The organism is Asticcacaulis sp. (genome assembly GCF_020217185.1).
GTDB lineage: Bacteria > Pseudomonadota > Alphaproteobacteria > Caulobacterales > Caulobacteraceae > Asticcacaulis.
In genome coordinates this window covers 1-10,000 of record NZ_JAIWNX010000074.1, presented here as the reverse complement: position 1 = coordinate 10,000, position 10,000 = coordinate 1, and the positions used below count along the sequence as shown (strand labels likewise).

9 protein-coding genes and 1 pseudogene are annotated in these 10,000 nt (G+C 63.4%); 5 read left to right on the top strand and 5 right to left on the bottom strand.

Features of this window, described 5'->3' with window-relative positions; all coding sequences use genetic code 11:
* The 5 genes and pseudogenes from LDL37_RS03615 to LDL37_RS03595 form a co-directional block, all read right to left on the bottom strand.
* Positions 1 to 744, bottom strand: a pseudogene (locus LDL37_RS03615) (DUF490 domain-containing protein); the annotation flags it as partial.
* Positions 744 to 2,921, bottom strand: a complete 2,178-nt coding sequence (locus LDL37_RS03610; protein WP_290794474.1) for a BamA/TamA family outer membrane protein — start codon at positions 2,919 to 2,921, stop codon at positions 744 to 746. The gene LDL37_RS03610 and the pseudogene LDL37_RS03615, both read right to left, overlap by 1 nt.
* 201 nt (positions 2,922 to 3,122) lie before the next feature.
* A complete protein-coding gene (locus LDL37_RS03605) occupies positions 3,123 to 3,503 on the bottom strand; it encodes a hypothetical protein (protein WP_290794471.1) in 381 nt (126 codons plus the stop codon).
* A 113-nt stretch (positions 3,504 to 3,616) separates the two neighbouring features.
* Positions 3,617 to 3,967: a DMT family protein gene (locus tag LDL37_RS03600; protein ID WP_290794468.1), complete on the bottom strand. Its 351-nt coding sequence runs from the start codon at positions 3,965 to 3,967 to the stop codon at positions 3,617 to 3,619.
* Between the two features lie 107 nt (positions 3,968 to 4,074).
* Positions 4,075 to 5,898, bottom strand: a complete 1,824-nt coding sequence (locus LDL37_RS03595; protein ID WP_290794465.1) for a hypothetical protein — start codon at positions 5,896 to 5,898, stop codon at positions 4,075 to 4,077.
* Between the two features lie 232 nt (positions 5,899 to 6,130).
* Between LDL37_RS03595 and ruvC the strand changes: the two genes are divergently transcribed.
* From ruvC to LDL37_RS03570, 5 genes are all read left to right on the top strand, one after another.
* Positions 6,131 to 6,709: a crossover junction endodeoxyribonuclease RuvC gene (gene ruvC / locus LDL37_RS03590; RefSeq protein WP_290794462.1), complete on the top strand. Its 579-nt coding sequence runs from the start codon at positions 6,131 to 6,133 to the stop codon at positions 6,707 to 6,709.
* A complete protein-coding gene (ruvA, locus tag LDL37_RS03585) occupies positions 6,706 to 7,323 on the top strand; it encodes a Holliday junction branch migration protein RuvA (protein WP_290794459.1) in 618 nt (205 codons plus the stop codon). The genes ruvC and ruvA overlap by 4 nt, the downstream gene beginning before the upstream one ends.
* 119 nt (positions 7,324 to 7,442) lie before the next feature.
* On the top strand, positions 7,443 to 8,486 hold the full coding sequence (ruvB, locus tag LDL37_RS03580; protein WP_126420813.1) for a Holliday junction branch migration DNA helicase RuvB: 1,044 nt from the start codon (positions 7,443 to 7,445) through the stop codon (positions 8,484 to 8,486).
* Between the two features lie 294 nt (positions 8,487 to 8,780).
* Entirely contained in the window at positions 8,781 to 9,485 is a 705-nt protein-coding gene (locus tag LDL37_RS03575) for a MotA/TolQ/ExbB proton channel family protein (protein ID WP_290794454.1), read from the top strand.
* A 13-nt stretch (positions 9,486 to 9,498) separates the two neighbouring features.
* Positions 9,499 to 9,981 (top strand): ExbD/TolR family protein, encoded by a 483-nt coding sequence (locus LDL37_RS03570; protein WP_126420809.1) that lies wholly within the window; start codon positions 9,499 to 9,501, stop codon positions 9,979 to 9,981.
* Positions 9,982 to 10,000 lie beyond the last annotated feature (19 nt).

Genomic DNA, 10,000 nt, shown 5'->3' with positions numbered 1-10,000 from the left:
GACCGCTGCATTCATGTCAAAGCGGTTGGCATCGGGCTGCGCATCGAGTTTCAGGACGGCGCGGTCGCCACGGTCGCCGCTCAAACGCGCGTCAACTAGAGCGCGCTTGTTTTTCAGATGGGCGGTGCCGCTAAGCGTCAGGTTCTGGGCGTCTCCGGTCACCGCCGGGGCCAGATAGAGGGCCTTGATATCGACCTTTTCGGCGTCGATGCGCAGGTCGGGCAGGGTGAAGGGTTCGGACGGCGTGGTCTTGGCCGTTTCGCTCAGGGCGGGTTGCCGCAGCCACTCGACGCGCGGCGACGACAGTTCGCGCACATCCAGATGCTTGCTCAGCAACCCAAAGGGTCGCCAGTTGAGCCGCACCGCCGGGCTTTTGAGGAAGACGCCCTGCGCATCGGACAGGGTCAGGTCGTGGACGGTGAAATCGCCATAGATCGAGCCGTCGATGCGCCCGACACCGATCCTCAGACCATTATCAGGCTTAAGGCCGGTGATTTGCGAAACGATAAACCGCTTGCCCGGCGCGCTATCGAGCGCCGCCACGCCGATCCCGCCCAGCACCAGCAGCCCGCCCACCGCACCGCCCGCCCACAGCAGCGCCTTGCGCCACGCAAACGGCTTACGCACCGGGGCCGGACGCTCCGGCGGCGGCAGGTCGTCGCCCCTTTCCGGACGCGCGTGGTCTTGCGTCTCTATTGCCGCTTTGGCGGTTTCAGGCGTGTCGGGTGTCGGGTCCTGTGTCATCAGAAGGCCTGCCCGATGCCGACATAGAGGGAGACGGGCGATTCCCCATCGCGGCGTGAGATCGGCGTGGCGATGTCGATGCGGATGGGCCCGAAATTGGTATAGTAGCGCGCCCCGACGCCGACGCCAAAACGCAGGTCGGAAAACTGCGGGAATTCCTTGTCATAGACCTGACCGGCATCGACGAACGGCACAATGCCGATATTGCCCATGCGATAGCGCGCTTCAAAGGCCAGTTCGACCGAGGAGCGCCCGCCGATGGGGTTGTTGTTATTGGCCGGGTCGCGCGGCCCCAGTTCCTGATAGCCAAAGCCGCGCACTGAGCCTCCGCCCCCGGCATAGAGGCGTCGCGACGGCGCGATATTGGAGGTTTCTGCCCCGTAGATAGAGGCAAGTTGCGCCCGCGCCGCCAGCACGACCTTCGGGCTGACCTGACGGTAAAAGGTGGCGCTGCCGACATTGGCAATAAAGTTGCCCGCTCCGCCATTGAGCGACACGGTCGGCGTCGATTGCACACCGGCACGCCAGCCGCGCACCGGATTGAGCAGATTGTCCGAGCGGTCATAGTTCAGCTTCATCGGCACGGAGGCGTAGAAGTAGTCATCCTGCACATTGGCATTGCGTCGCTTGGAAAAGCCGGTTTCGCGCGTCGCCAGCACCTCAGCCCCGTAGGACCAGGTCCAGCGCTTCTGCCACAGAGGTGTCGATACGCGCGACACGTTCACACTGAAAGACACGGTCTGGGCTTCGTAGGAATCGTAGGCCTGATTATTGAAGGCCGCGCCATACTGAAAGGTGCGGTCGCGGCGTTTGGCGTTGGAGCGGCGGAAGGTCACGCCAAGACCCTGTTCCTGCGTCCCGGCGATGACCGAGGCGATCAGCGCGCCTTCGGGCGGGCGGAAATTGCGGTGCGTCCAGTTCAGTTCGGTGCGCAGACCCTGACCGGTGGAAAACCCGATATCTCCGGCCAGTGTGCGCGGGCGTCCGGCGTTCTGCGTGACCTTGAGATCGACCACCGCCGTGCCATCGGGGTTCTTTTGTTCGGTCAGGACCGGCTCGACCGCCACCGAGGCAAACAGGCCGGTGGCCGACAGGGCCTGACGCAGGTCGTCCACCTGACGACTGTCGTACAGGTCGCCGCTGTTGAAACGCGACAGGACGCGCACATGATCGTCGCCAAAGGCCTGACGCTGGCCTTCCGAACGAATGGTCCCAAAGCGGGCGCGCGGGCCAGTGGTGACGGGCAGGGTGTAGTCGCCCGTGCGCGTCTGCGGGTCGATCAGCACGTCGCGCATCCCCAGATCGGCAAACGGATAGCCCTGTTGCGGCAGGACCAGCGCCAGATTGGCTTCGGCGGATTTGATCAGGGTGGCGTCCACCGGATCGCCGACCTTTAGCGGCAGATTGTCGGCAATCAGGGTCGGCGGCTCGGTCGGATCGGCCTTCACGGTGACGGAAGACAGGCTGTAGCGTTCCCCGGCGCGCGCCGAGACGCGCACCTGAACCCGGCCCTGCGTGCGGCCGGTGGCGTCCTGAAGGCTCTCGCCCGGTTGCAGGATCGGGGCCTCGATGCGCGCCACCACCACGGCGTCGTAATAGCCTTCGCCTTTCAGCAGGCGCAGTGTGGTCTGCTCATCCTCGGTCAGGCGGGCGCGCAGCATGGCAGCATTGGCGGCGCTGCCTTTTCCGGATTCCAAGGCGCTCAGGTCCTTGAAGCGGTTTTCGAGATCAAGCGCCGCCAGACCATCCACGTGCAGGTCATAGCGGATGGCCGGGATCGCCTGCTGATTTTCGCTGAGGATGACGGGCGCGGCCTGTGGGTTGAAACTGTCGAGCGGCGGCAGGGCCGCGGCCAGGGCCGGGTCTTCGGTGGGCTTAAGCGGCGGCAGTTCCAGCGTTTCGGCAACCGGGGCGGGCGCGGTGATCACCGGTGTGGTGGGCTTTTCTGTCGTCGGAGCGGGTGTCACGGGTTGCGGCTTGATGGCCGGGGAGGTCAGGGACGGCAGGGCCTTTTCAAAGTCGTCGTCGCTGATGATGGGCGTCTCGGTAAGCGGGGCGTCCGTCGCGGGCGGCGTGGACGCAGGGCTGGCCTCCGGCGCGGGCTGAGCGGGTGTCTGGGCCGTCGCCTGTCCTGCCAAGCAGGTAAATGCCATCAAGGCCGGAGCCGCCAGACGCAAGGGATTATCCTGTCAGTAAGTACCGTAATATGCCGGGACTACACCCGCACCCCGCTTTATGCACGCCGGATATATAAAAAAGCACTTAGATAGTTTTGCCGAGCCCGGATAGCGGGGCACCGTGTCTTTTTCGCCCGCCCGGTTCAGCAAAAAAGCGCCCGGCAGGCACCGGGCGCTTCGGAAATCCGTCCTGGCGGAAGTCTATTTCCACCACCAATTGCCGCGCTTGGGCGGGTCCTTCGGCAGATCGGTACGCCCACGCGCCACCGTGGCATCGGTGCACGACACCGGGCGTGAGCCACCGACCTTGCCTTCCATGCCCAGTGAGGTGGAGTCCGGCTTGTTCTGGGCCGTGACGGTCACCAGCTTGCCGTCCTGATTCAGGTGAACTTCGGTCTTGCTTTGCGAGTCGTAGGTCATCACCTGAGGCGCCGTGCCGTCGGGCTCAAACTGCGCCACGCAGGCGTCGGCGCGCTGCGCCTGAGTGCGGGCATCGACATAGTCGTAACGGGGCGTGGGACTACAGGCCGACAGCCCCCCCATCAGCGCAACGCCCCCCATGATTACCAATGCGCGTTTCATACCTATCCCTCGAAATGCCGCCGCTAAAAATATGGTTAACGCCTATAGTGGCACAGATGCCGCCTGAGTCAAAGCTTTAGAATGTGACGTTTTTCGTCTGTCGCTTCCCGGCATCACCCTTTGTAGAAGATGAACCCGGCCCCCAGTGCGATCAGCGCAAAACCCGCAATGTGCGTCCAGCGGATGGCTTCGCCGAGATAGAAGACCGAAAACAGCACAAATACCGACAGGGTAATGACCTCCTGAATGGTCTTGAGCTGAGCCGCGGAAAAGACGCCGTAACCGATGCGGTTGGCCGGCACCATCAGGCAGTATTCAAAGAAGGCGATGCCCCAACTGACCAGAATGATGATCCAGAGCTTCTCGTGCTTGACCTTCAGGTGCCCGTACCAGGCAAAAGTCATGAAGATGTTAGAACCGATCAGCAAAAGCACGGTCATCAGACCGGGGGGCAGGGCAGGCATCAGGCGAGACTCATCAAAGTGAAGCCGAACAGTCGGCTTTGGCCGCATCGCCATACGGTGTTCAGTTATAAGATTTCAAGGTGCCTTGAAGAGACGTGCGTCTGTTTTCAGGCGCTCAGCCGTTCGGCGTCACGACGGGCGTTTTCAGCCATGGCCTTCAATCCGGCATGATCCGGCACGCGCGCCGACAGCTCGGCAAAGACGCGATGGGCGTGCTGATAAAGCGGGGCCGCCTTCGGGCCTTCGCCCATCCGTTCACGCACCTGCGCCTGTTTGGCCAGGGCGATGGCCAGAGCCGAGCGTTTTTGCAGATTGTCAGGGTCTTCGGCCGACAATTCACCCCGGATGCGGCTCAGTTCCTCCAGCGCCTGCGCCGTATGGCCGAGGTGGCCGCCCGCCTGGGTCAGTTCGGCATATTGCGTCAGCAGGTCAAGGCGGGTGTCACGGTCGGTCACCACCCCCAATGCCCGGCCGATGACCGGCAACAGCTTGTCCGTCTCATTGGCCATGCGGTAGCGGTGGATGAGATACATATGAATGTTGCCGTCGGCCGTATCCAGCGCCGACACCTGTTCATAGGCGTGCATGGCTGCCGTATCGTCGCGGCCCATATGCAGGGCCCCATAGACGCGCCACAGTTCGGCGGCCTTTTCCGGCAGGCGGGCATCGGCAAAAGCCTGCGCCTCCTGTGCCATTACCGCCGCGCCGCCACTCAGATCGCCCTGAGCGATGCGCGCAAAGGCTTCGCGGCTTTGCAGAGCGTTGTCGTGATAGAGCTGACTGAGGCGCACCTGCAGTTCGCCTTCGGCAATGTCGCGCGTGGCGTCAGGCCAGTGGGCGAGGGCTGCCGTCAGGGCGCGCGCAATCTCGGCCTGCGGATCAGTGGCGTTCACAGATGCGGCGGCGCTTTCGCCCGCAGGCTCGGCGTCCGGCGCGGGCTCTATGGCCTCCAGGGCTTCGGCGGGTGTCGTTTCCAGCACCACCGAGTCGAGCAGGGGGGTGGCGTCTTCGAAGGTGTTGTTGTCGGCTAAGGCTTCTGACAAGGCCTTGTATTCGGCCGTTGAGCCGACCGGGGCCTCGTGCATCCGCTCGCTCAGCGACTCCGTTTGCGCGGCGCGTGGCGGAGCATCGGAATCAACCTCCTGCGTGCGCACGGCGTGGACTTCCTCGACGCTGGTCACCGAGGTCGGATCAGGCCTGTCGATAAAGCGCATGGCCGAATGGATAACGGCATTGATATCCGGGGCGGCCTCAGGTTCGGTGCGCGCTTCGGGGCCTTCGTGCAGCAGCGCCGCCGCGATGGGGTCACCAGAGATCGCCGGAGTCTCGTCCACGGCGGGCTCGGCGATAGTCGCCGGTTCGGTGGTCTCTGCGACCGGCTCAGGGGGAGCCACCTCTGCGGTTTCCAGTACGGGCTCCGGGCGGAACGGAATGATTTCGGCGCTGGGCAGCGGTTGCGTCGGCGTTTCGGGTTCAGGTGTGGCGCTGACGGGCGCGGGCGGCGGGGCCGCGGCGACCGGCGCTTCGAAGCGCAAAGACGCCTTGCGCGTATTGTCGGCAACCAGTTGCGCCACCGGCGCGGGCGTCTCGGAAGTCTCAGGGACGGCGACGGGCGCCGCTGTGATGGCAGGAGTGGGTGCCGGGGCGACGGTTTTGGCGGGCGCGCGCTTGACCGGGGTTTTGCGCGCCGGCGTCATCAGACTGACCACCGTGCCGACGATCCCGACCAGCAGGCCAACCAGCCCCAGGGCCAGAAGGCCCGACATGGACGGCGTGATGCGTACCCAGTTAATCCAGTCCGGAAGATAAAGCCCGGCAGACAAAGGCGCACCGCCGTTGATCAGCGCGAATGCCACCGCTGCCCCCGCGGCGATGGCAATACCGATAAACAGGCCTGCATTGGCGCGGGAATGACCCTTATGTGCCGCCATGTCCATAACCCCCATTAAGAATACACTAACAAACCTTAACCCCAAGCCGGTGTTCTTGACAATCGCTTCCTGCGTCAGTTTGAGGCAGGCAGGCGCGCCAAGGCCTGATTTGGGCTCGTTTCTCAACTGCGGGTGCAGGTTTCACGCCACGGTTTGGCGGCTCAAAGCAGTTAACCCCGGCGGCAAGAATTGCCGATTGCGCGGGGGGCGGCGAAGGGGTAATGCTGAACGAATGCAGAACAACAGGATTCGCATTATCGGTCTCGACCCCGGCCTGCGCCGTCTGGGCTGGGGCGTTCTGGACGTCGAAGGGGCGCGGCTGAACTGGGTCGCGCACGGCGTCATCCTGCCGGATGAAAAGGCCGAACTGTCGGTGCGTTTGCTCTATCTGTTCGAGGAGCTGGGCAAGGTCATCCTTCAGTATCGTCCGCAGGAAGCCGCGATTGAAGAGACCTTCGTCAATATGAACCCGGCCTCGACGCTGAAACTCGGTCATGCGCGTGCGGCCGCCATGCTGGCTCCGGCGCAGGCGGGCCTGAGCGTTGCCGAATACGCGGCGCTGGACGTCAAGAAATCCGTGGTGGGTGCCGGGCGGGCTGACAAGGATCAGATCCTGTTTATGATCAAGCGTCTGCTGCCACGTGCGGCGACGGCGGAAAACGGCCTGACGGCGGACATGGCCGATGCGCTGGCCGTGGCGGTGACCCACGCGCACAAACGCAAGCATAAGATTCTTGAGCGCACCCCGAAAAGTGTGGAGCGGTTTTCGGCAACAGGTGCGCGACCAGCTAAAAAAGGGGCGGCGGCATGATCGGACGGTTGCGCGGTATTCTGCTGGAAATCGAAGACGACGAAGCCGTGATCGAGGTCATGGGGGTGGGTTATATCGTCAAGTGCGGGGTGCGCACCCTGGCCAACCTGCCCGGCAATGGTCAGGAGACGATCCTGCATATCGAAAGCCAGACACGCGAAGACGGCACGCGGCTGTATGGCTTCCTGTCGAAGGACGAACGCAAGACGTTTCAGCAGCTTCTGACCGTGCAGGGCGTGGGGCCCAAGGCGGCGCTGTCGGTGCTCGACATCCTGACGCCGCACGAACTGGCCATTGCTGTAGCCCATGAGGACAAGACGAAGGTCAACAAGGCCAACGGGGTGGGGCCCAAGCTGGCTCAGCGCATCGTTATTGAGCTGAAAGGTAAGGCGCTGGCGGTCGGGGAAGCCTTTGTGCCGATGGCCCCCGGTGCGGTGCTGGCCTCGGTGAGCCCGGCGGCCAGTCTCAATGGCGAGAGCGTGGCGGCCCTGATGGGGCTCGGCATTCCCGAAGCGCAGTCGCGGCAGGCGGTCGAGGCAGCGGTCAAGGAACTGGGTCCCGAAGCCGAACTGGCGGCGGTGATCCGGGCGTCTCTGAAGTTGATTGGTAAGTAATTAAGCGCGGCCCCAAAAGTGTGAAGCGGTTTTGGGACCCAGCCGCGCGTAAAACCCAGCGCGGCCCCAAAAGTGTGAAGCGGTTTTGGGACCCAGCCGCGCGTTATTAAGGATAGCTCATGGCGCGTATCATTTCCGGCGAACCGACGGACGACGAGGTCGAGGCCTTTGCCTCGGACCGCGCCCTGCGCCCGCAGAGCTTTGATGACTTTGTGGGGCAGGCCCCGCTCAAGGCCAATCTCAAGGTCTTCGTTCAGGCCGCCGCCGCGCGCAAGGAAGCGCTCGATCACGTGCTGTTTTACGGCCCGCCGGGGCTGGGCAAGACGACGCTGGCGCAGATCGTGGCCAAGGAATTGAAGGTCGGGTTTCGCGCCACCTCCGGACCCATGCTGGCTAAGGCTGGTGATCTGGCGGCCATTCTATCCAATCTTGAACCCAATGACGTGCTGTTTATCGACGAAATCCACCGCCTGAGCCCGCAGGTCGAGGAAATCCTCTATCCGGCCATGGAAGACTATGTGCTGGATCTGATCATTGGCGATGGGCCCGCGGCGCGCACGGTGCGAATCGATCTGGTGCCGTTTACGCTGGTGGGGGCGACGACACGGGCGGGCCTGTTGTCGCAGCCCCTGCGTGATCGCTTTGGCATCCCGCTGCGGCTGGAATTTTATACGCCCGAGGAACTGGTGCGTGTGGTGATGGGGACGGGGCGCAAGATGGGGGCGGTGATGAGTGAGGACGGCGCTTTTGAGGTCGCTTCGCGCTCGCGCGGAACGCCGCGCGTGGCCGGGCGTCTGCTGCGCCGGGTGCGCGACTTCGCCACTGCCGAAGGGGCCGAAATCATCGACAAAAAAGTCGCCGCGCGCGCTCTGGCGCGTCTGGAGGTCGATCCGTCGGGGCTCGATCAGCTCGACCGCCGCTACCTGACCGCCATGATTGAAAACTACAATGGCGGGCCGGTGGGGCTTGAAACCATCGCCGCCGCCATTGCCGAGGCACGTGACGCGGTCGAAGACATGATCGAGCCCTATCTGATGCAGCAGGGCTTTATCCAGCGGACGCCGCGCGGTCGCATGGCCTGCGCCCGGGCCTATACGCATCTGGGGCTGAACCCACCGGCCAATGGGACGATGACGCCCTCAACCGGTGATCTGTTTGAGTGAGCCTTTCGGTTTTTTCGGAATTTTATAATCCGCGCGCCACATTAATGTCGCCAAACCCGTGTCAGGATGGGAAGCGTGCGGGTAAAACGCTGCGATGCAGCAAAAAACACCCATTTTGCGCCTTTAAAAATTTGATCGCATGGTTAAGCTAGAGCGTGCTTCGAAAAAGTGGACACCGGTTTTTCGAATAAGGCACGCGAAAAGGAGTCTAAAAGCCAGTTTCGTTTTCCGCAAAACGACACCGGCTTTGGACTGAATCCGGCCCCGACCTAACTATTGCCTCAGGAGTTGTTCATGGAAGCCGCCCACGCCGCCGAGTCCCTCAGCTTTATCGACCTGTTCCTGCGGGCCGACTGGGTTGTGAAGGGCGTCATGCTTCTTCTGGCGCTGGGGTCGCTGTGGTCCTGGGCCATCATCATCGAGAAGGGCTTCAAGCTGGCCAAGCTGAATAAGGAAGCCGCCGGTTTCGAAGCCGAGCTGGCGGCCGGGCGCGCCCTGGAAGACATTGCCGCCAAGCATGGCACTCAGCCAACCGCGCCCTTTCCCAAGCTGCTGGTGACGGTGACGTCGGCCTGGGGCGAGTATAAGGGCAAGAGCATTTCGGCCCCGGAGGGAGAGCTTCTGTTGTCGCGCGTCGATCGCGAACTGAACCACGTCATTTCGACCGAGGCCGACGCCATGGAAGACGGCCTGAGCCTGCTGGCCGTCGTCGCCACGGCGGCGCCCTTCATCGGGCTGTTCGGCACGGTGTGGGGCATCATGAACGCCTTTTCGGCCATCGCCTCGCAGGGCGACACCAACCTGGCCACCGTCGCTCCGGCGATTTCCGAGGCCCTCTTTGCCACGGCCATCGGTCTGGGCGCGGCCATCCCGGCTTATATCTTCTTCAACCTCTATAATGCCAAGGTGGCGCGCTTCGTGGGTCGCCTCGAAGGCTTTGCCGATGAACTGATGGTGTCGGTAACCGGTCGCCTCGGCGGCAAGCTGGCCGGTCGCTGAGAGGGGCACGCACATGGCAATGGGTAATGCAGGCACAGGCGGTGGACGCCGGCGCGGCAGGCGGCGGGCGCGCCGTGGCGCTCTGGCGGAAATCAACGTCACGCCGATGGTCGATGTCATGCTGGTGCTGCTGATCATCTTTATGATCTCGGCGCCGCTTCTGACGTCAGGCATCAAGATCGAACTGCCGAAGACCGAGGCGGCGGCACTGAAGGACGAGGGCGATCCGATCACCGTCTCCATCCAGCGCGACGGCGCGCTGTACGTCATGGACGATGCGGCCACGTTTGACCAACTGACGCCGCGCCTGATGGCCATGACCGACAACGACACTTCCAAGCCTATCTATGTGCGCGCCGAAGGGGCCGCGCCCTATGAGACGGTGGCCAAGGTGATGGCGCGTCTGTCCACCTCCGGCTTCACCAAGATCAACCTTCTCACCGAAAACCTCGGCAAGACGCAAAAACCGGCGACGGCCGGGGAGGCGGCACCGTAACCATGAAGATGGGTCGCGC